This is a genomic window from Pseudonocardia yuanmonensis (assembly GCF_039542425.1).
Classification (GTDB): Bacteria; Actinomycetota; Actinomycetes; order Mycobacteriales; family Pseudonocardiaceae; genus Pseudonocardia; species Pseudonocardia yuanmonensis.
This window is the reverse complement of sequence record NZ_BAABIC010000015.1, coordinates 93,040-111,497: the sequence shown is the minus strand read 5'-3', so window position 1 is coordinate 111,497 and position 18,458 is coordinate 93,040. Positions and strand designations below refer to the sequence as shown.

The 18,458-nt window shown below is 74.2% G+C and carries 19 protein-coding genes and 1 tRNA gene; 9 read left to right on the top strand and 11 right to left on the bottom strand.

Going from position 1 to position 18,458, the window contains the following annotated elements:
• Positions 1-5: 5 nt before the first annotated feature.
• The 4 genes from ABD990_RS21775 to ABD990_RS21760 form a co-directional block, all read right to left on the bottom strand.
• The gene (locus tag ABD990_RS21775; RefSeq protein WP_345382563.1) at positions 6-1,187 is read right to left on the bottom strand and encodes a thiolase family protein; all 1,182 of its coding nucleotides are present in this window, start codon (positions 1,185-1,187) and stop codon (positions 6-8) included.
• Positions 1,184-2,212, bottom strand: a complete 1,029-nt coding sequence (locus ABD990_RS21770) for an LLM class flavin-dependent oxidoreductase (RefSeq protein WP_345382562.1) — start codon at positions 2,210-2,212, stop codon at positions 1,184-1,186. Before ABD990_RS21770 ends, ABD990_RS21775 begins: the two co-directional genes overlap by 4 nt.
• 13 nt (positions 2,213-2,225) lie before the next feature.
• On the bottom strand, positions 2,226-3,194 hold the full coding sequence (locus tag ABD990_RS21765) for an NADPH:quinone oxidoreductase family protein (RefSeq protein ID WP_345382561.1): 969 nt from the start codon (positions 3,192-3,194) through the stop codon (positions 2,226-2,228).
• Positions 3,195-3,498: 304 nt separating this feature from the next.
• Positions 3,499-3,573 (bottom strand) — tRNA-Thr (locus ABD990_RS21760).
• Between the two features lie 66 nt (positions 3,574-3,639).
• On the opposite strand from ABD990_RS21760, the gene ABD990_RS21755 reads away from it, so the two are divergent.
• From ABD990_RS21755 to ABD990_RS21740, 4 genes are read left to right on the top strand one after another with little or no spacing between them, the layout of a single operon-like run.
• Positions 3,640-5,091, top strand: a complete 1,452-nt coding sequence (locus ABD990_RS21755; protein WP_345382560.1) for a threonine/serine exporter family protein — start codon at positions 3,640-3,642, stop codon at positions 5,089-5,091.
• 57 nt (positions 5,092-5,148) lie between these two features.
• Positions 5,149-6,576 carry an alpha,alpha-trehalose-phosphate synthase (UDP-forming) gene (locus tag ABD990_RS21750; protein ID WP_345382559.1) on the top strand — a complete coding sequence of 476 codons (1,428 nt, stop codon included), beginning with the start codon at positions 5,149-5,151 and terminating at the stop codon, positions 6,574-6,576.
• Positions 6,569-7,360 carry a trehalose-phosphatase gene (otsB, locus tag ABD990_RS21745; protein ID WP_345382558.1) on the top strand — a complete coding sequence of 264 codons (792 nt, stop codon included), beginning with the start codon at positions 6,569-6,571 and terminating at the stop codon, positions 7,358-7,360. Before ABD990_RS21750 ends, otsB begins: the two co-directional genes overlap by 8 nt.
• A 36-nt stretch (positions 7,361-7,396) precedes the next feature.
• The gene (locus ABD990_RS21740; RefSeq protein WP_345382557.1) at positions 7,397-7,948 is read left to right on the top strand and encodes a TetR/AcrR family transcriptional regulator; all 552 of its coding nucleotides are present in this window, start codon (positions 7,397-7,399) and stop codon (positions 7,946-7,948) included.
• A gap of 39 nt (positions 7,949-7,987) precedes the next feature.
• Here ABD990_RS21740 and ABD990_RS21735 read toward each other — a convergent pair whose 3' ends face one another.
• Complete coding sequence (locus ABD990_RS21735) at positions 7,988-9,091, bottom strand: LacI family DNA-binding transcriptional regulator (protein ID WP_345382556.1); 1,104 nt, start codon at positions 9,089-9,091, stop codon at positions 7,988-7,990.
• Between the two features lie 125 nt (positions 9,092-9,216).
• Here ABD990_RS21735 and ABD990_RS21730 point away from each other — a divergent pair, with 125 nt between their 5' ends.
• The 3 genes from ABD990_RS21730 to ABD990_RS21720 are packed head-to-tail and all read left to right on the top strand — an operon-like array spanning position 9,217 to position 11,914.
• Positions 9,217-10,212: a metal ABC transporter solute-binding protein, Zn/Mn family gene (locus ABD990_RS21730; protein ID WP_345382555.1), complete on the top strand. Its 996-nt coding sequence runs from the start codon at positions 9,217-9,219 to the stop codon at positions 10,210-10,212.
• 11 nt (positions 10,213-10,223) lie between these two features.
• Positions 10,224-11,075 (top strand): metal ABC transporter ATP-binding protein, encoded by an 852-nt coding sequence (locus ABD990_RS21725; RefSeq protein WP_345382554.1) that lies wholly within the window; start codon positions 10,224-10,226, stop codon positions 11,073-11,075.
• Positions 11,072-11,914, top strand: a complete 843-nt coding sequence (locus ABD990_RS21720) for a metal ABC transporter permease (RefSeq protein WP_345382553.1) — start codon at positions 11,072-11,074, stop codon at positions 11,912-11,914. The genes ABD990_RS21725 and ABD990_RS21720 overlap by 4 nt, the downstream gene beginning before the upstream one ends.
• Positions 11,915-11,969: 55 nt before the next feature.
• Here the strand turns inward: ABD990_RS21720 and ABD990_RS21715 are convergent, their stop codons facing one another.
• The 3 genes from ABD990_RS21715 to cysS are packed head-to-tail and all read right to left on the bottom strand — an operon-like array spanning position 11,970 to position 15,190.
• The gene (locus tag ABD990_RS21715; protein ID WP_345382552.1) at positions 11,970-12,746 is read right to left on the bottom strand and encodes a maleylpyruvate isomerase family mycothiol-dependent enzyme; all 777 of its coding nucleotides are present in this window, start codon (positions 12,744-12,746) and stop codon (positions 11,970-11,972) included.
• Positions 12,747-12,800: 54 nt separating this feature from the next.
• Positions 12,801-13,763: a 23S rRNA (guanosine(2251)-2'-O)-methyltransferase RlmB gene (gene rlmB / locus ABD990_RS21710; RefSeq protein WP_345382551.1), complete on the bottom strand. Its 963-nt coding sequence runs from the start codon at positions 13,761-13,763 to the stop codon at positions 12,801-12,803.
• Positions 13,764-13,780: 17 nt separating this feature from the next.
• A complete protein-coding gene (gene cysS, locus ABD990_RS21705; RefSeq protein ID WP_345382550.1) occupies positions 13,781-15,190 on the bottom strand; it encodes a cysteine--tRNA ligase in 1,410 nt (469 codons plus the stop codon).
• Positions 15,191-15,287: 97 nt separating this feature from the next.
• Here cysS and ABD990_RS21700 point away from each other — a divergent pair, with 97 nt between their 5' ends.
• On the top strand, positions 15,288-15,722 hold the full coding sequence (locus ABD990_RS21700; RefSeq protein WP_345382549.1) for a VOC family protein: 435 nt from the start codon (positions 15,288-15,290) through the stop codon (positions 15,720-15,722).
• A gap of 69 nt (positions 15,723-15,791) precedes the next feature.
• On the opposite strand, the gene ispF is transcribed toward ABD990_RS21700, so the two are convergent.
• The 3 genes from ispF to ABD990_RS21685 all read right to left on the bottom strand — a co-directional run bounded on the left by ispF (position 15,792) and on the right by ABD990_RS21685 (position 17,571).
• Positions 15,792-16,262, bottom strand: coding sequence for a 2-C-methyl-D-erythritol 2,4-cyclodiphosphate synthase (gene ispF, locus ABD990_RS21695; RefSeq protein WP_345382548.1), 471 nt, complete (start codon positions 16,260-16,262; stop codon positions 15,792-15,794).
• On the bottom strand, positions 16,259-16,975 hold the full coding sequence (gene ispD, locus ABD990_RS21690) for a 2-C-methyl-D-erythritol 4-phosphate cytidylyltransferase (protein WP_345382547.1): 717 nt from the start codon (positions 16,973-16,975) through the stop codon (positions 16,259-16,261). Before ispD ends, ispF begins: the two co-directional genes overlap by 4 nt.
• Positions 16,976-17,079: 104 nt before the next feature.
• Complete coding sequence (locus ABD990_RS21685) at positions 17,080-17,571, bottom strand: CarD family transcriptional regulator (protein ID WP_345382546.1); 492 nt, start codon at positions 17,569-17,571, stop codon at positions 17,080-17,082.
• A 293-nt stretch (positions 17,572-17,864) separates the two neighbouring features.
• On the opposite strand from ABD990_RS21685, the gene ABD990_RS21680 reads away from it, so the two are divergent.
• Positions 17,865-18,434: a copper chaperone PCu(A)C domain-containing protein gene (locus ABD990_RS21680; RefSeq protein WP_345382545.1), complete on the top strand. Its 570-nt coding sequence runs from the start codon at positions 17,865-17,867 to the stop codon at positions 18,432-18,434.
• Positions 18,435-18,458: the final 24 nt, after the last annotated feature.

The window sequence follows — 18,458 nt, the reverse complement described above, 5'->3', positions numbered from 1 at the left end:
GGGGTTCATGCCGCGCCGAGGATCGTCACCGACGCCACCGCAGCGTCCGGCCCGATGTAGCCGCCCGCGTTCTCCGCCAGCCCGATCCGCGCGCCCTCGACCTGCCGGGCGCCACACCGGCCGCGGAGCTGGTCGGCGAGCTCCACGAGCTGGCCGAGGCCCGTCGCGCCGACCGGATGGCCCTTGCTGCCCAGCCCGCCGCTGGGGTTGATCGGGAGCCTCCCGCCCAGAGTCGTCACACCGGCGCGCAGCAATGCCGTGGCACCGCCCGGCCCGCACAGCCCGAGCTCCTCGGTGACGATCAGCTCGGCGGGCGATGCGGCGTCGTGACACTCCACGACATCGACGTCCTCCGGGCCGAGTCCGGCCATCGCGTAGGCGCGCCGGGCCGTGTCGGGGACGAGCTCGCCGTAGACGTCCGGGCGGGCCGCACCGATGACCGTCGCCAGCAGGCGGACCGGTTCCGCCCCCCACCGCGCGGCGATCTCCGGGATGGTGACCACCGCGGCCGCGGCGCCGTCGGACATCGGGGCGCACATCGGCAGCGTCAGGTCGCCGCTGATCGGGCGGGCGCCGAGGACCTCCTCGACCGTCAACGTGCCGCCGTACTGGGCCTTCGGGTTGAGCGCGCCGTGCGCGTGGTTCTTCACGGCGACCCGGGCGAAGTCCTCCCGGGTCGCGTCCGTACGCTCGCGGTACCACCGCGCGAAGCGGGCGTAGACGTCCATGAACACCGATCCGGTGCCTGCGGTTCCGAGGTCGGCGCGGATCTCGTCCAGCCGGTCCTGGTCCAGCGCCGAGACCATCACCCGGAACGCGCGGCTCCGGTCGGCGTGGTTGAGCTTCTCCGCCCCGACGGCCACGGCCACGTCGACCTGGCCGGCGGCCACCGCCAACCAGGCCTGGTTGACCGCCGTGGAGCCGGAGGCGCAGGCGTTCTCGACGTTGATCAAGGGGACACCCTCGAGACCGCTCCCCCGCACGGCGTGCTGCCCGCGCACCGACTCCTGGCCCTGGATCAGACCGGCGCCGCTGTTGCTGTAATAGACGAGCCCGACCTCCTTCGCCGAGGCCCCCGCGTCCGCGAACGCCGCCGCGGTCGCCTCGGTGACCAGGGAGGAGAAGGTGCGGTCGAGCATCTTGCCGAACCGGGTCATCCCGACCCCGGCGATCACCACGTCCCTCATGTCGCGACCGCCGCGAGCGCGTCGAGCACGGCCGGGCGGTCACCGAACGGGACCACGACGAGGGTGTCGACGCCGGCGTCGGCGAAGCGGGCGACGTTCTTCTCCAGCGTGGCCGGCGTCGCGGCGATCGAGACGAGGTCGATCAGCTCCGGGGTCAGAGCGGCCTCGGCGCCGCTCCGGTCGCCCGCGAGGAACCGGTCCTGGCACGCACGCGCGCTCGCGCCGTGGCCGTACCGCACCGCGAGCTCGGTGTAGAAGTTCTTGTCCTTGGATCCCATGCCACCGAGGTAGAAGGCGAGCAGCGGCCGGACGAGGTCGCGCGCGGTGTCCAGGTCCGCGTGCACCGCGGCGGGGACGGCGGTGGCGACGGTCATGGTGGAGCGGTCCCGGCCGGCGTTGGCCAGCCCGCGGAGCAGCGGCTCGGTCAGCATCTCGGCGTGCTCGGGGCTGAACAGGAAGGGAAACCAGCCGTCCGCGATCTCGCCGCACTGCTCGACCGTCTTGGGCCCGCCGACACCGAGGTAGATCGGGATCCGGTCCTGGACCGGCCCGTCGCCGAGCATCCTCAGCGGCTTGCCGAGCCCGAGCCCGCCCTCCGAGGGGATCGTCCACTCCCGCCCGGAGAAGGTCAGCCGCTCGCCACTGCACGCCTTCCGGACGATCTCGACGTACTCCCGGGTCCGCCGCAGCGGTGCGGTGAACGGCACGCCGTACCACCCCTCCGACACCTGCGGACCGGACAGCCCGAGGCCGAGCAGTAGCCGTCCGCCGGAGATCCGGTCCAGGGTGGCCGCCGCGGTGGCCGCGGCCGCGGGCTGCCGGGCCGGGATCTGCAGGATGCCGCTGCCGAGCTTGATCCGTTCGGTGACGGCGGAGAGTGCGCCGAGGATCGCGACGGCCTCCTGGCCGTACCCCTCGGCGACCCAGACCGAGTCGAACCCGAGCCGGTCGGCCTGCCGGGCGAGCGCGACCTGCTCGTTGTAGGTGAACCAGGGCCAGTAGGCCACGAAGACGCCGAGGCGCATGGACACTCCCTTCTCAGGGGCGCAGGACGACCTTGCCCAGCACCCGTCGCTCGTCGACCACGGCCAGCGCGTCGGCCACCCGGTCGAGGGGGAAGACCTCCGCGACCGGCGGCGCGAGGGCGCCGGACTCCAGGTGCGGCAGCAGGTCGTTCCACTGCCGGGTGAGGAACCCGGGCTCCGCGAACGCGGGCTTGGCCCAGCCGACCCCGCGCACGTCGGTGTTGGTCAGCAGCAGCCGGTTGACCTTCACGGTCGGGATGGAGCCCGCGGTGAAGCCGACGACCAGCAACCGCCCACCCAGGTGCCGCAGGCACCGCAGGGAGTCGGTGAACCGGTCCCCGCCCACCGGGTCGACGACGACGTCGACGCCGGTCCCGCCGGTCAGCTCCTCGACCTCGGCGCGGAACGACACGGCGTCGACCACCTCGTGCGCCCCGACCTTCCGGGCGAGCTCCGCCTTCTCCGGGCTCGACGTCACAGCGATCACCCGCGCCCCGTGCGCCACGGCGAGCTGGATCGTCGCCGTCCCGACCCCACCCGCCGCGCCGTGGACCAGCACCGTCTCCCCGCCGGCGAGCCCACCGCGGTCGTGCAGGGCGAAGTGGGCGGTCGGATAGTTCACCGGCAGGCACGCGCCTTCCTCGAACGCCACCGCGGGCGGGAGGGGCTGAACCTGGTCCTCCGGCACCGCCACGACCTCGGCGAACGCCCCGATCCGGAGCAGGCCGACCACCCGGTCACCCGGGGCGAACCGCGAGCCCGCCGGGGCCGTGCGCACGATCCCGGCGCACTCCCCGCCCAGCGTGAACGGTGGCTCGTGCCGCTCCTGGTAGAGCCCGCGGGTGTGGAGGAGATCCGGGAACACCACCCCGGCCGCCCGGACGTCCACCATGACATCCCTGCGTCCCGGTACGGGATCGTCGACCTCCCGGACTTGCACCGCCGACGGTCCGTCGTATCCCAGCACCTGCGCCGCAAGCATGACCCGACCCTGACACAATACTTATTGGTTAGTCAATGTTCCCGCCACGAGTCCTACCGCTGGTCTCCACACCCGCGAGTCTCCCTGGTGAGTCGAGGGCGCCCGCCGAGTCGGCGACCTGGAGGCTCACATGCGGCTCGTACTACCGGAGTTGCGGCGTGACGCCGCCCGAACTGCAGGCAGCAGGCGAGTCAGCAGTACACCCAGGGCAACGCCGACCAACTGCCAGGGCCCGAGTGATGTCACGCGTGATGTCACGCGAACTCCACTGTGGAACGCGATCCACGTTTCCGCAGGTCAGAGCTGGAGCCGGAGGTCGGGATCGAACCGACGACCTACTGTTTACAAGACAGTTGCTCTACCACTGAGCTACACCGGCACCGCCGGGCTCGCACCCGGCAGCCCACATCGTAGAGCGCCGCGGTCGTTTGGCAGCCTGACGCCCGTGGTGGACGAGCTGAACCCCGCCGAGCGGCTGGCGAACCGGCTCCGGGCGACCCTGAAGCGGGACGCCCGCCGACTCCTGGCGGCGGGTCCGCCGACGTTGCCGATGCTGATGGTCGGGCCGCAGGTGCCCGACGACGCGCGCGTGCAGGAGGTCCTCGACTTCTGCATGCGCGTGGGCGAGGTGCAGCTTTCCAGCGGTGAGGCCGTCGGCGTGGTCACCGACCTCATGCTGCGGCTGGCGGAGATCTGCGGCCTGCCGGCCGTCGACGTGGACATCACGTTCACCTCCGTCACGATCTGCTGCCACCGCGGCAACGCGGCCGCGCCCGTCACGTCGATGCGGCTGGTCAAGTACAAGACGCTGGACCTGACCCGGCTGGCGGCGGTCGACGCCGTCGTCGACGCCGTGGTGGAGGGGCGGCTGGACGTGCGGGCCGCGGCCCGCGAGCTCGACGACGCGGTCAACGCCCGGCACCCCTACCCGCGCTGGACGGCGACGGCGGGCTGGGGCGCCCTGGCCGGCTCGGTCGCGATCCTGCTCGGCGGCGGCGCGGTCACGGCGATCACGGCGTTCCTGGTCACCGGCGCGATCGACCGGATCGGCCGGGTCCTGAACCGCTGGGGGCTGCCAGCCTTCTTCCAGCAGGTCACGGGCGGCCTGCTCGCGACGACCGTCACCATCGGGCTGTTCGCGGCGGGACTGTTCCCGCCGGGCACCCGGCCGTCGCTCGTCGTCGCGTCGTCCATCACCGTGCTGCTCTCCGGGCTGTCGGTGGTCGGCACCGTGCAGGACGCGATCTCGGGCTACTACGTCACGGCGGCAGGCCGGATCGCGGAGATCACACTGCTGTCCGCGGGCCTGCTGACCGGCGTCGTCCTCGGCCTGAGGATCGGGTTCGAGGTCGGCATCGTGCTCGACGTGGCGGGCACGGCGTCGGCCGGGGTCGGGCGCTTCACGCTGTCGCTCGCGCTGGGCGCGGTCGCCGCGGCCGGATTCGCGCTGGCGGGCTACGCGCCCCTGCGCGCCCTGCTGTTCGCGGCCGGATCCGGCGCCGTGAGCTGGGGCGTCTACAGCGCACTGAACCTGTACTCGGGGGTCGGGCCGGTCGCGGCCACCGGGATCTCGGCCATCGTGATCGGAATCGGCGCGGGGCTGCTGCGCCGGACCCGGCAGGTCTCCTCGCTCGTCGTCACGCTCGCCGGTGTCACCCCGCTGCTGCCCGGTCTGACCGCGTACCGCGGCTTCTACCAGCTGGCCGTCGAGGGGCTGGCCGAAGGCCTGGTCACCGTGACGCTCGCGCTGGCGATCGGCCTGGCGCTGGCGGCCGGCGTGACCTTCGGCGAGTTCCTGGCCCGCCCCCGGACACCCCGGAGCGCGACCGAGACGGCCGAGCCGACGCCCACGTACGCGGCCGATTCGGAACCCGCGAACCTGCCGGGTGGTCAGTAGGGTTCTCCTCGAGGATCCGCCGGCGACGGTGCTCGCCGACGGCGCGAGGAGGATCAGGTGGCCCGCAACATCAAGTCCGAGCTTCCCCCGCCCGATTTCGTGGTCGTGGCCAACCGGCTGCCCGTCGACCTGGAGAAGCTGCCCGACGGCGGGCAGCGCTGGAAGCGCAGCCCCGGCGGGCTGGTCACGGCGCTCGAGCCCATGCTGCGCGCCCGCGACGGCGCCTGGATCGGCTGGCCCGGCGTGCCCGACGCGGACGTGGGCCCGCTCGTCGAGGACGGCCTGCAGCTGCACCCCGTCGGCCTCACCGCCGAGGAGGTCGAGAACTACTACGAGGGCTTCTCCAACGGCACACTCTGGCCGCTGTACCACGACGTCGTGGCGCCGCCGGTGTTCCATCGCCACTGGTGGCAGGCGTACGTCAAGGTCAACCAGCGGTTCGCCGACTACACCGCCGAGGTCGCCGCGGAGAACGCCACGGTCTGGATCCAGGACTACCAGCTGCAGCTCATGCCGGGGATGCTCCGCGACCTGCGCCCCGATCTGCGGATCGGCTTCTTCCTGCACATCCCCTTCCCGCCCACCGAGCTGTTCATGCAGCTCCCGTGGCGGACCCGCATCGTCGAGGGGTTGCTCGGCGCGGACGTCATCGGCTTCCACACCGCCGGCGGCGTGCGGAACTTCCGCTGGCTGGCCACGCGGCTGGCCGGGGCGGGGGCCGTGCGCAACCGCAACGAGGTGACGGTCGGCCGGCGCACGGTGAAGCTCGGCGCCTTCCCGATCTCCATCGACTCCGCCCAGCTCGACCAGCTCTCCCGCACGGACGCGGTGCTGAAGCGGGCGGCGGAGATCCGCGAGGACCTGGGCAACCCGCAGAGGATCATCCTCGGGGTCGACCGGCTCGACTACACCAAGGGCATCGACGTCCGCCTGCGGGCCTTCCACGAGCTGCTGGAGGAGAAGCGGATCACCGCCGAGGACGCGGTGATGATCCAGCTGGCCACACCGAGCCGGGAGCGCGTGGAGCACTACCAGAGGATGCGCGACGACATCGAGCTCGCCGTCGGGCGGATCAACGGCGAGTTCTCGAGGGTCGGCCACCCCGCCGTCCACTACCTGCACCAGTCCCTGCCCCGGGAGGAGCTCGCGGCCTTCTTCCTGGCCTCGGACGTCATGCTGGTGACGCCCCTGCGGGACGGCATGAACCTCGTCGCCAAGGAGTACGTGGCCTGCCGGCACGACCTCGGCGGCACCCTCGTGCTGTCCGAGTTCGCGGGGGCGGCGGCCGAGCTGACCAGCGCGCTGCTGGTCAACCCGCACGACACGGACGGGGTGAAGGAGGCTCTGTACGCGGCGCTGACGATGCCGCCGGAGGAGGGCCGCAAGCGGATGCGCACCCTGCGCAAGCAGGTGATGACCCACGACGTCGACCGGTGGGCGCGGTCCTTCCTGCAGGCGCTGGGCCTGGATCCCGCCGATGGCTGAGCCGCAGGACCCCGGTCCCGATCTCGACCCGGCGCTGGCCGCGGCGCTCGCCAGGCTCGGCGGGGGCGGCACCCTGCTCGTCGCCCTGGACTTCGACGGCGTGCTCGCCCCGATCGTGCCCGTGCCCTCCGACGCCCGCCCGCTGCCGGACTCGGCCGACGCGGTCCGCGAGCTGGCCGGGGCCCCCGGCACCACCGTCGTCCTGCTGTCCGGGCGCGGGCTCGCGGACCTGGGCACCGTCTCCGGGTTCACCGAGCCGGTCCGCATGGTCGGTAGCCACGGCGGCGAGTACGGGCCCGGCCTCACGGAGGGCGACGGCTCGCTGCTCAGCCCGGAGCAGCAGGACCTCAAGGAGAAGCTCACCCTCGCGCTGGTCGATCTGGTGGACGGCGAGATCGGGGTGACCCTCGAGCACAAGCCGGCGGGGGTCGCGGTGCACGTCCGCAACGCCCCGCCCGAGGTCGGCGCCCGGGTGCTCGCCGCCGTGCGGGCCGGGCCCGGCCGGTGGGACGGCGTGGACTCGACCGAGGGCAAGGCGGTGATCGACCTCGCCGTGCTGCAGGTCAGCAAGGGGGCCGCGGTCGACGCGCTGCGCGAGCGGCTCGGCGCCGACGCCGTGTTCTTCGCGGGCGACGACGTGACGGACGAGTCCGTGTTCACCCGGCTCCGGCCGGGCGACGTCGGGGTGAAGGTCGGTGTGGGCGACACGGAGGCGGAGTACCGGGTCACCGATCCGGAGGCGGTCACGACGGTGCTGCGGACCCTCGCCGGCCACCGGCGCTGACCACGCGCCGGACGAAGTCGACTTGCCAGTGGCAAGATGTCGCGGGTGAAGCCCTACCACCACGGTGACCTGCGGCGGACCCTGCTCGCCTCGGCGGTCGAGGTGATCGCCGAGCGCGGGGTGGCGGGGCTGAGCCTGCGCGACCTGGCCCGGCGGGCGGGCGTGTCGCACGCGGCCCCGACGCACCACTTCACCGACCGGACGGGGCTGCTCACCGCCGTCGCCGCCGAGGGCTGGGCCCTGCTGGCCGAGGCCCTCGTCGCGCACGCGGCGGACTTCGCCGAGGCCGGGGTGGCCTACGTCGTGTTCGCCGTCGAGCACCCGGCGCACTTCGCCGTGATGCGCAGTCCCGACCTCGTGCGCGCCGACGACCCGGAGCTCGCGACCGCCCGGGGCCGTGCGGCCGCGGTGCTGGAGGGCGAGGGGCGTGACCGGCCGCAGCGGCTGGCCGCGTGGTCGCTGGTGCACGGGCTGGCGTCGCTGGTCCTGGAGGGCAATGTCGATCCCGGGCCCGACGTCGCAGCCCTGGCTCGGCAGGTGACGGCCCAGCTCCGGTCGGACGTCACCGCAGGTCACCGGGGGTCGTGAGCGCCGCGTGCCGTTCCAGGGGCAGGTGCCGCACAGGGGTCACCAGCCCGAGAAGAACTTCTCCGTCTGGGTGGCGGGACCGCTGGTGGAGCCCACGACGAGCTCGGTGGGCAGCACGACCTGCTTGGGCTTGTTGCGGTCACCGCGCTGCAGCAGCAGCTCCCCCGCGACCTGCCCCTTGCGGCGCACGGGCTGCCGCACGGTGGTGAGACCGACCCGCTCGGCCTCCGGAACGCCGTCGAAACCCGTGACGGTCAGCCGCTCCGGCACCGCGATCCCGGCCTCGGCGGCGTGCTGCAGCGCACCGATCGCCAGCACGTCCGAGGTGCAGGCGAGCGCGGTGACGTCCGGGTGCGAGGCGAGCAGCTCGCGCGCGGCCGACGCCCCGGCCTCGGGGCTGTGCTCGAACCGCTCGACGACGGGGACGCCGGCCCAGTCCACGCCGGCGTCGGTGAGCGCGTCCCGCAGCCCGCCGATGCGCTCGCGCTGCACGGGGTAGGACGTCCTCTCCTGCCGCGCCGGGTCGGCCGGCCCGTCGTGGCGCTGCGGGCCGAGCCGCATGCACAGCACGCCGATCTTGCGGTGCCCCAGCGCGGTCAGGTGCGCGCCGAGCGCGCGCATGCCCTCGCGGTCCGCGACACCGACCCGGTCGACGCCCTCGACGCCGACGGGCTGGTCGCAGACCACCGTGGGCACCGGCCGCTCGAGGACCGCGCGGAAGTGCGGGTCGTCCTCGCTGACCGAGTAGACGACGAAGCCGTCGACCCCTGCCTGGTGCACGGCGGCGACGTCCGCGTGCTCCGGGCTGACCGGGACCAGCAGCAGACCCTGCCCGGCCTGCTCGCACGCCAGCGCCAGGCCCTCGAGGAAGCCGGTGGCCACCGGGTCGCGGAAGGCGTAGGAGAGCGCCTCGGTGAGCAGCAGGCCGACGGCGCCGGCGCGCCGGGTGCGCAGGGACCGCGCCACCGGGTCCGGGCCCGGGTAGCCGAGCCGCCGCGCGGCCTCCAGGACCTTCTCGCGCAGCGGTGCGGAGAGCTGGTCGGGCCGGTTGTAGGCGTTCGAGACGGTGGTCCGGGACACGCCCAGCTCCGCGGCGAGCGACGCGAGCGTCGCCGGCCGCCTGACGTGGGGTGAACCGGTCATGTGACGAAAGGTAGCCGCCCGCGGTGGGCGGTCGGTAGCCCGGCCTCCCGGCACCCGCTAGAGTGAACTGACAACGGTTTTCAATTAAACCATGCGCACAGCCTGATACGGAGCACGACCCCACGATGAGAACGCGTTTCGCCTCCACCCTCCTCGCGACCGTCCTCGGCTCGGCCGGCCTGCTCTCGCTCGCCGCCTGCGGCTCGGGATCGGACACCGGCGGATCCGCCGCCCCGGCGTCGGCGGCCGGGAAGGTCGCCGTGGTCGCCTCGACGGACGTCTACGGCAGCATCGCCTCGGCGGTCGGCGGCGACCTCGTCGAGGTCAGCTCGCTGATCGACTCGCCGAACGCCGACCCGCACGAGTACGAGTCCACGCCCGCCGACGCCGCGACCGTCGCCAAGGCCGCGCTCGTGGTGGTCAACGGCGGCGGCTACGACGACTTCGCCTCCCGCCTCGTCGAGTCGTCCGGCACGAAGGCCACGGTGATCGACGCCGTGCAGCTCTCCGGCCTTCCCGGCGCACCCGAGGCCGGCCACGCCGGCGCCTCCTCCCCACCCGACCCGGACGGCCACGCGCACGGCGAGTTCAACGAGCACGTCTGGTACAGACTGCCCGCCGTGCGCACGGTCGCCGACGAGATCGCGAAGGACCTGGGCGCGGCCGACCCCGCGAACGCCGCCACCTACACCGCGAACGCGCAGCGGTTCGGCACCGACCTCGACGGCCTCCAGCAGAAGGTCGACGCGATCAAGGCCGCGCACGACGGGCAGCGGATCGCCGTCACCGAGCCGGTGCCGCTCTACCTCACCGAGGCCGCCGGTCTGCAGAACGCCACCCCCGAGGAGTTCAGCGAGGCCGTCGAGGAGGGCACCGACCCGGCCGCGGCGGTCCTGGCCTCGGCGCTCCAGGTCGTCGAGGGGCCGGACCCGGTGAAGGCCCTGGTCGCCAACAGCCAGACCGAGAGCCCGTCCACGCAGAAGATCGAGGACGCGGCGAAGGCCGAGGGCGTGCCGCTGGTCGAGGTGAGCGAGACCCTGCCGGACGGCGTCGACTCCTACGTCGCCTGGCAGGGCGCCCAGCTCGACGCCCTGGCGGGCGCCCTGAACGGTGCGGCGTGAACAATGAGGTCATGACCCCGAGGCCCCCCTCGGCGCCCGCCGCCGCGCCGCCCGCCACCTCCCCCGCGGCGGTCGCGGTGCGGGGCGCGCGGGTGGCGTTCGGCGGGCGGGTGCTGTGGGAGGGCCTGGACCTCGACGTCCGGCCCGGCGAGTTCCTCGCCGTCCTCGGACCCAACGGCTCCGGCAAGACCACCCTGCTGCGCGTCCTGCTCGGCCTCCAGCCGCTCGACGCCGGCGAGGTCCGGATCGCCGGCGATCCGGCCCGGCGGGGCCGCGGCGGCATCGGGTACATCCCGCAGCAGAAGGCGTTGCCCGAGGACATGCCGCTGCGCGGCGCCGACCTCGTCGGGCTGGGGCTCGACGGGCACCGGTTCGGCCCCGGCCTGCGCGGTCGCGCGGAGCGCCGGCGCCGGGTGGCCGAGGCGCTCGCGGCGGTGGGCGCTACCTCGTACGCCCGCGCCCCCGTCGGCCGGCTCTCCGGCGGCGAGCAGCAGCGGCTGCGGGTGGCCCAGGCGCTGGTCGGCGATCCGCGCGTGCTGCTGTGCGACGAGCCGCTGCTCTCCCTCGACCTCGCCCACCAGCGCACGGTGAGCCGGCTGATCGACGAGCGCCGTCGCGCCGCGGACACCGCGGTGGTGTTCGTGACGCACGAGATCAACCCGGTGCTGCCGCTGGTCGACCGGGTGCTCTACCTCGTCGGCGGCCGGTTCCGGGTCGGCACTCCGGAGGAGGTGATGACCTCGGAGACCCTGTCCGAGCTGTACCGGACGGAGGTCGAGGTCGTGCGGGTGCGGGGCCGGCTCGTGGTCGTCGGGGCGGAGGACCAGCACGCCCACCACGACGCGCTGGAGTCGGTCCGGTGAGCCGGCTGTTCGGGTTCGAGGGCCTCGGGGAGCTGCTGGGCCTCCCCTTCGTGCAGAACGCCTTCCTCGCCGCCGCGCTGCTCGGCCTGGTTGCGGGCGCGCTGGCCCCGCTCGTCGTCGCGCGCGGCATGGGGTTCGCGGTGCACGGCACGGCGGAGCTCGCGTTCACCGGCGGGGCGGCGGCCCTGCTGATCGGGATCTCGGTGAGCGTCGGGGCGGTCGTCGGGGCGGTGGTCGCCGGGCTGGTGTTCGGCCTCCTCGGGCTGCGCCAGCGCGAGCGGGACTCGGTGATCGGCGTGGTGCTCGCCTTCGGACTGGGCCTGGGCGTGCTGCTGCTGGCGCTCTACGAGGGCCGGGCGTCGAACAAGTTCGGCCTGCTCACAGGATCGATCGTGTCCGTCGACTCCAGCAACATCGCCGTTCTCGTCAGCGTGACGATCGTCGTGCTGGCCACCCTCGCGGTGGTCTACCGCCCGCTGCTGTTCGCCAGCGCCGACCCGGACGTCGCGGTCGCCCGCGGCGTGCCGACCCGGCTGCTCTCGCCGCTCTTCGCGGTCCTCGTCGCCCTGACCACGGCGCTGGCCGTGCCGATCGTCGGCGCGATCCTCGTCCTGTCGGTCACGATCATTCCCGGCGCTGCCGCCGCGCGGGTCACGTCGAACCCGCTGGCCGCCACGCTCCTGGCGATCGGGATCGCGGAGGTCGCGCTCCTCGGCGGGACCCTGCTCAGCCTGGCGCCGGGCCTGCCGATCTCCGGCTACGTGGCCACCATCGCGTTCCTGGCCTACCTGGTGTGCCGGCTCGTCGGCCGGGTCCGGGGGCGCGTCCGCACCGCCTGACGCGCTGCGGCCGGCCCGGCACCGGCTCAGGGGCGGTGCACTGCTCGGGGCCGGCTCAGAGCCAGCGCGGCAGCTCGGGCGGGGTGCCCGGGAGGACGCTCGCCGGGGCGCGGCCCGTCAACCAGCCGACGACGTCGACCACCGGCGCCGTCACGGTCTCCATCTCGCCCAGCGGGGCGGACTCCGCCGGGATCGACTCGCCGGGGCTCGACGCGACCGGAGCCGGCGTCACCCCCGGGTCGCCGAGCCGCCACACCCGCTCGCGGTCGGTCGGCGCGAGCAGCAGTGTCGGGCAGCCCTCCCGGCCGGACAGGGTGGCCGTGACGTCGTCGAGCAACAGGTCGAGCACGCCGGCGGGCAGGTCCGCCAGCGAGGCGCCTGCGCCGAGGTCCGCGGCGTGCACCCACACCTCGCGGATCCGCATGAACGGGATCTCGGTGGCGGGGATCTCCCGGCCGTGGCTGTCCCGGATCGTGGCCCCCCACTGCTCCGCGGTCAGCGCACCGAGCGCCTCGTCGAGCTCGTGGGCGGTCGAGGCGAGCTCGGCCCGCAGCACCTCCGGCGCCCGCCGGGAGGTCTCCTCGATGTCCGCGGCGCGGGCCTCGGCACTCGGGTACATCGGCGTCTCGGTGCCGGTGCGGGCCCAGGTCGCGAGCCGGACCAGGGCCTCGGCGTTACGCGCCACGTGGGCGACGACGTGGGCCCGGTTCCAGCCGGGCAGCGCGCTGGGTGCGGTCAGCCCGTCGTCCGGGATCCCCTCCACCACGGCGAGCAGGTGCTCGGTGCCCGCGCGCATCCACGGGAGGGTCTCCGACGTGTCGTTCCTGCTCACGCGCACAGTCTGGACGATCGGACGACCGTCCACAGCGCGGAGCGGCCCCGGAGCTCAGGCCTGCCGGCGACGCCGCGCCACCTCGGCGAGCACCACGCCGGTGGCCACCGAGGCGTTGAGCGACTCGACCTCACGAGCCATCGGGATCGACACCGTGACGTCGCAGGACTCGCGGACGAGCCGGGACAGGCCCTTGCCCTCCGAGCCCGTCACGATCACCAGCGGGTCCGTGGCGAGGTCGAACTCGTCCAGCGAGACGTCCCCCTCGGCGTCGAGGCCGGCGACCATCAGCCCGGTCTGCGCGTACTCGCGCAGGGTGCGGGTGAGGTTGGTCGCGCGGGCGACCGGCAGCCGCGCCGCCGTCCCCGCGGAGGTCCGCCAGGCCACCGCGGTCATGCCCGCCGAGCGGCGCTGCGGCACCACCACGCCGTGCCCGCCGAAGGCGCTGACCGACCGCACGACCGCGCCCAGGTTGCGCGGGTCGGTGACGCCGTCGAGCGCGACGATCAGCGCGGGCTGCCCGGACTCCGACGCCGCCTCCAGGAGCTCGTCCGGATGCGCGTACCGATAGGGCGGGATCTGGAGCGCGATGCCCTGGTGCAGCGCGCCGCCCGTGATCCGGTCCAGCTCGGCGCGCTCGACCTCGAGGATGGACAGCCCGGCGTCGGCGGCCAGGTGCACCGACTCGGCCACCCGCTCGTCCGTCGTCGAACCGACGACCACCCGCAGCGCCGTGGCCGGGACCCCGGCACGCAGACACTCCACCACGGGATTGCGCCCGAGCACGGTCTCCGGGACGTCGCCCTCCTGCGGGCGTCTGTTGCGGGTGCCCGCGGCGGCGCGGCGGTCCTTCGCCGCCGCACGCCGCTGGGCCGGGTGCCCCTTGCGGGCCGACGCGGGCGGCGTCGCTCCCTTGCCCTCGAGCCCGCGGCGGCGCTGGCCCCCGGAGCCGACGACGGCGCCCTTCTTCGTGCCTTCCTTGCGCACCGCACCGCGGCGCTTGGAGTTGCCGGCCATGATCCCTGTCTCTTGGTTCAGGCGTTCTTCAGCGACCACGTGGGGCCGTCGGCGCCGTCCTCGACGGCGATCCCCACGGCGAGCAGCCGGTCGCGCAGCGCGTCCGCCTCGGCGAAGTCCTTCGCCTTGCGAGCGGCCTGGCGGCGCTCCAGCAGCTCCTCGACGAGCGCGGTCAGTGCGCCGAGCGCGGCCTCGTCGCCCCGGTCCCCCGCATGCCAGCGCGGGTCGAGCGGGTCGACGCCGAGCACCGCGGCCATTGCGCGGACGGACGCGGCCGCCGCGGACGCCGCCTTCCTGTCGCCCGAGTCGAGCGCGGCGTTCCCCTCGCGCACCGTGGTGTGCAGCACGGCGAGGCCGCCGGGTGTTCCCAGGTCGTCGTCGAGCGCGGCGGCGAACTCCGCCGGCACCCGGTCGGCGACGCCCGGCGCGCCGATCCGCTCGCCGGTGCGGTGCAGGAAGGACTCGATGCGCCGGAACGCGGCGACCGCCTCGGACAGCGCCGCGTCGGAGTACTCGATCGCCGACCGGTAGTGCGGGCCGACGAGGTAGTACCGCAGCTCGACGCCGCGGACCCGCTGCAGCAGCGCGTCGATCGACAACGTGTTGCCGAGCGACTTCGACATCTTCTCGCCGCCCATAGTGACCCACGCGTTGTGCAGCCAGTACCGCGCGAACGGGTGGCCGGCCGCGCAGGACTGGGCGCGCTCGTTCTCGTGGTGCGGGAACACCAGGTCGAGGCCGCCGCCGTGGATGTCGAACTCCGGGCCGAGGTAGGTTGTGGCCATCGCGGAGCACTCGAGGTGCCAGCCCGGCCGGCCCGGACCCCACGGGGTGGGCCAGGACGGCTCGCCCGGCTTGGCCGCCTTCCACAGCGTGAAGTCCAGCGGGTCCCGCTTGGCGTTCTGGTCGCCCTCGCCCTGCGCGACGTCGTCGACCTTCTGGCCCGACAGCCGCCCGTAGTCCGGGAAGGTGCGGACGGCGAAGTACACGTCCCCGCCCGCGGCGTAGGCGTGCCCGCGCTCGATCAGCCGCTCGATGTAGGCGACCATCTGCGTGACGTGCCCGGTCGCCCGCGGCTCGAGCGAGGCGGGCAGGCAGCCCAGCGCGTCGTAGGCCGCGGAGAAGGCGCGCTCGTGCGTAGCCGCCCACTCCCACCAGGGGCGACCGGCCTCGGCCGCCTTGCGCAGGATCTTGTCGTCGATGTCCGTGACGTTCCGCACGAGCGTGACGTCCAGACCCTCGCGGCCGGGCTCGGAGTGGGCGAACCAGCGGCGCAGCACGTCGTAGTTCAGCGAGCTGCGGACGTGCCCGATGTGGGGCAGCCCCTGCACCGTGGCGCCACAGACGTACATCGACACGGCTCCGGCCCGCAGCGGCACGAAGTCCCGCTGCGTCCTGGTCAGGGTGTCGAAGAGTCGGACGCTCACCCCTCCCAGGGTACGGACGCGCTGGTCCCGGGATCGCGGCAGGGCTGCATCACATTTGTCCAAGACGCCGGACGGCCGTCCCGGCACGCTGGGCGGCATGACACGCATCGAGCAGCTCTACCCCCGCCTGCCCGTCCGGGGCGCCGACGCGGCGATCGCCTTCTACCGCGACGCGTTCGGCGCCGAGCTCGTCGAGCGGTACGCGACGCCGGAGGGCGCCGTCGTGCACGCGCTGCTGCGGGCCGGACCGGTGCAGTGGGCGGTCAAGGACGGCGACGAGTACGACCCGGCCCCGCCGGACGGCGGCGGTTCGGCGATCCTCGCCCTCTACGTCGAGGACGCCGACGCCGTGGGCGCGGCCATGGAGAAGGGCGGGGCGACCGTGCGGTTCCCGATCGCCGACCAGCCCTACGGCGAGCGCGGCGGCCGGCTCACCGACCCCTTCGGCCACCAGTGGATGGTCGCACAGCGGACGGAGAACCTCACGCCCGAGGAGGTCGAGGAGCGGACCAAGGCGATGTTCGCCGAGTGACCGGTGAGCGAGCGGCGCTCTCGTTCAGTAGGTATGAGCGAGAGCGCCGTTCGCTCGGTTCCGGTGGGCTCAGTCGGTGGCGGGGAGGAGGAGGGCGGTGGCGATGGCGGCGATGCCCTCGCCGCGGCCGGTGAGCCCGAGCCCGTCCGTGGTGGTGCCGGAGACCGAGACCGGGCCGCCGACGACCTCGGACAGCACCTTCTGCGCCTCGTCCCGGCGCGTGCCGATCTTCGGGTGGTTGCCGATCACCTGGACCGCGGCGTTGCCGACGCGCCAGCCCTCGGCCGTGAGCAGGCGGTGCACCTCGGCGAGCAGGGCCACCCCGCTCGCGCCCGACCACTCGGGACGGCCGGTCCCGAACACCGCACCGAGATCGCCGAGGCCGGCGGCGGAGAGCAGGGCGTCGCACAGGGCGTGGCACGCGACGTCCCCGTCCGAGTGGCCGGCGCAGCCGTCGACGCCGTCCCACCACAGCCCCGCGATCCAGCAGGGCCGGCCGGGCTCGACGGGGTGCACGTCCGTGCCGATCCCGGTCCTCACGCCTTCTCCTCCAGCAGCAGTTCCGCGATCCGGAGGTCCCAGGGCGTGGTGACCTTGAACGCGGCCGGATCGCCGGACACGGTGACGACCGGCTCGCCGAGCCGTTCGACCAGCCCGGCGTCGTCCGTGGCGACGGCGTCGGCGCCGGACTTCTCGTAGGCCGCCCGCAGCGTCTCCCAGGCGAAGCCCTGCGGGGTCTGCGCGGCCCGCAGCTCGGACCGGTCGACGGTGGCCTCGACCGCGGCCGCCGCGCCCACCCGCTTGACCGTGTCGGCCAGCGGGAGGGCGGGTACCACCGCGGGGTGTCCGGCCCGCACCTCCGCCACCACCGCGGCAACGAGCGCGGGCGGGGTCAGGGGCCGGGCGGCGTCGTGCACCAGCACGACCTCGGGTGGCCCGTCACCACGGGACACCCCCGGTCGTTCACCGCCGTGGGGACCGGACAGCACGTCGAGCGCGAGGCGCACCGACGCCGTGCGCTCGCCTCCCCCCACCAGGACGGTGACCGGGCGGCCGGCGAGCAGCGCCCGCGCGTGGTCGAGCAGGTCGGCCGGCACCGCGACCAGCACCTCGTCGACCGCGCCGGAGGCGAGCAACCCGTCGACCGCGCGGACCACGATCGGCACGCCCGCCAGGGGCACGAAGGCCTTGGGCGCGCCGGCGCCCAGGCGGGTGCCCGACCCGGCGGCCGGCACGACCGCCGCGACGCTCACCGGGAGCTCCATGAGCACCACGGACTCCGTGCTTCCCGCCCCGGCGCGTGCGCCGGCCGGGCCGTGGGCACCACGGGGCCGTACCGTGCCGATCGCGGGGCGGCTCAGGCGTTGGTGGTGGCCAGCACCTCGTCCAGCAGGGCCTCGGCCCGCTGCTCGTCCGTGCCCTCGGCCAGCGCGAGCTCGCTGACGAGGATCTGCCGGGCCTTGGCCAGCATCCGCTTCTCGCCGGCGGACAGGCCGCGGTCCTTCTCGCGGCGCCACAGGTCGCGGACGACCTCGGCCACCTTGTTCACGTCGCCCGACGCGAGCTTCTCCAGGTTCGCCTTGTACCGGCGCGACCAGTTGGTGGGCTCCTCGGTGTGCGGGGTGCGCAGCACCTCGAACACCCGGTCCAGCCCCTCCTGGCCCACGACATCGCGAACGCCCACGACCTCTGCGTTCTCGGCGGGAACGCGAACCGTCAGGTCACCCTGGGCGACCTTCAGGACGAGGTACTTGCGCTCCTCGCCCTTGATCGTCCTGGTCTCGATCGCCTCGATGAGAGCGGCACCGTGGTGCGGGTAGACGACGGTCTCTCCGACCTTGAAAACCATGTGTCCTCTGGCCCCTTTCGCTGCACCCAGGTTAACACGCCCGACCCGTCCCCCGTTCGACGGGAGGGCACATCGTCGCAGGTCAGGGGGTTGACAACGGGCGTAAAACGTGCAGACGCGGGTACGCGTGCGTTCACGGGCGCAACCGTCGAGAGCCGAGTGCACGTACCGTCGGACCCGGCGACTAGGCTGCACCCGCAAGAGCCGGCCGTCAGGAAGGACCCCGAACCGTGAGCCGCGCGACCTCCCCCCGACGCTCTTCCACGCGCCCGGGCCCGTGGAAGGTTCTGGCCGTGGGCACGGCCGCCGCGGGCGCTCTCCTGCTGTCCGGCTGCGGCGCGGGCCAGATCGCCCAGACCGCCGAGCAGGTCGCCGCGGTCGGCGGCACCGGCGGCACCGTGGGGGACGTGGCGGTCCGCAACGCCGAGATCGCCTGGCCGGGCGGGCTCGCGCCCACCGGGGCGGTCTACCCCAAGGGCGGCGAGGCCCTCGTCGAGATGGTCATCGTGAACGACGGCGCCACGACGGACCGGCTGCTCTCCGCCTCCAGCGAGGCCGGCACCCAGGTCGTCGTCACCGGTGAGCAGGTCCTCGCCCCGCAGCTCCCGCTCGTCGCGGGCGACCAGGGGGACGTCGCCGCGATCCCGGGCGCCAAGCGGATCACCATGCAGATCGCCGGCCTGCGGGACGACGTCGTGGCCGGCCGCACCTACCCGCTCACCCTGGTCTTCGAGCGGGCGGGCCGGCTGACCGTCGACCTCCCGGTGGCCAACCCGACCGCCCCGCGCCAGGACGAGGCGCCGCCGGCCGAGGGTGGCGAGAGCGGCGAGGGCGGCGCCGCCGTCAGCGGCGGGCACAGCTGATCGGCCCGGTCCCACCCGGTGACC

Bases quoted from the DNA above. Each gene is read 5' to 3' on its own strand.
- ABD990_RS21740 (WP_345382557.1), top strand. From the start codon at position 7,397: ATGTCGCGGGTGAAGCCCTACCACCACGGTGACCTGCGGCGGACCCTG.
- ABD990_RS21770 (WP_345382562.1), bottom strand. From the start codon at position 2,212: ATGCGCCTCGGCGTCTTCGTGGCCTACTGGCCCTGGTTCACCTACAAC.
- rlmB (WP_345382551.1), bottom strand. From the start codon at position 13,763: ATGGCCGGCAACTCCAAGCGCCGCGGTGCGGTGCGCAAGGAAGGCACG.
- ABD990_RS21730 (WP_345382555.1), top strand. From the start codon at position 9,217: ATGAGAACGCGTTTCGCCTCCACCCTCCTCGCGACCGTCCTCGGCTCG.
- otsB (WP_345382558.1), top strand. From the start codon at position 6,569: ATGGCTGAGCCGCAGGACCCCGGTCCCGATCTCGACCCGGCGCTGGCC.
- ABD990_RS21700 (WP_345382549.1), top strand. From the start codon at position 15,288: ATGACACGCATCGAGCAGCTCTACCCCCGCCTGCCCGTCCGGGGCGCC.
- ABD990_RS21685 (WP_345382546.1), bottom strand. From the start codon at position 17,571: ATGGTTTTCAAGGTCGGAGAGACCGTCGTCTACCCGCACCACGGTGCC.
- ABD990_RS21725 (WP_345382554.1), top strand. From the start codon at position 10,224: ATGACCCCGAGGCCCCCCTCGGCGCCCGCCGCCGCGCCGCCCGCCACC.
- ABD990_RS21775 (WP_345382563.1), bottom strand. From the start codon at position 1,187: ATGAGGGACGTGGTGATCGCCGGGGTCGGGATGACCCGGTTCGGCAAG.
- ABD990_RS21765 (WP_345382561.1), bottom strand. From the start codon at position 3,194: ATGCTTGCGGCGCAGGTGCTGGGATACGACGGACCGTCGGCGGTGCAA.
- ABD990_RS21735 (WP_345382556.1), bottom strand. From the start codon at position 9,091: ATGACCGGTTCACCCCACGTCAGGCGGCCGGCGACGCTCGCGTCGCTC.